Below are 537 nucleotides of genomic sequence, written 5' to 3'. Positions count from 1 at the left end.
CCTGCAGCTTGCCGAAGGTGTCGTATTGCCCGGACCAGCACAGGTTGCCCGCCGCGTCGGTCACCTCCAGCGGCGCGCTGTTCAGATCGGTGTGATACCAGTAAATATCCGCCGAGCGGCTGTCGCCCGCCTGCTCCAGCGCCGCCAGCGGGCTCCACGGGCTGGCCGGATCGTAGCTCCAGCTCCAGCTGCGGCAGCTGCCGTCGTCGCGCTGCTCCTGCAGCAACCGGTAGCCCTGCCACAGGAAACGGGTCGTCTGTTCGGTTTTGCCCTTGTAGTGCACCGTTTTGCGGCTGCGGCGGCCCAGCGCGTCGTAATGGTACTGCGCCTCGAATTCGCCCTGCGGGCCGCGGCCGTGCGCCTGCACCAGCCGGTTGTCGGCGTCGTAGCGGTAGTGCTGTTCGTACAGGCCGTTGCGCCGGCTGATCAGGTTGCCCCAGGCGTCGTAACGGTAAAACAGTTTTTGCCAGTGCGTCAGGCGGTTGTCGGCGATCGGCGCCAGCGGCAGGTGCGCGTCGATGTCGTTCTGCGGGCTGC

The 537-nt window shown here is 67.0% G+C and carries 1 protein-coding gene; it reads right to left on the bottom strand.

Annotated features, from left to right (window positions below; translation table 11 throughout):
* Positions 1–537: RHS domain-containing protein (locus WA302_RS25165; protein ID WP_336064775.1), on the bottom strand; the 537-nt coding region annotated here is incomplete at both ends.

The sequence above is a fragment of the Serratia sp. 201 genome (assembly GCF_037027545.1).
Lineage (GTDB): Bacteria > Pseudomonadota > Gammaproteobacteria > Enterobacterales > Enterobacteriaceae > Serratia > Serratia bockelmannii.
The sequence above is the reverse complement of the archived record's forward strand: the minus strand, read 5'-3'. Positions and strand labels throughout refer to the sequence as shown.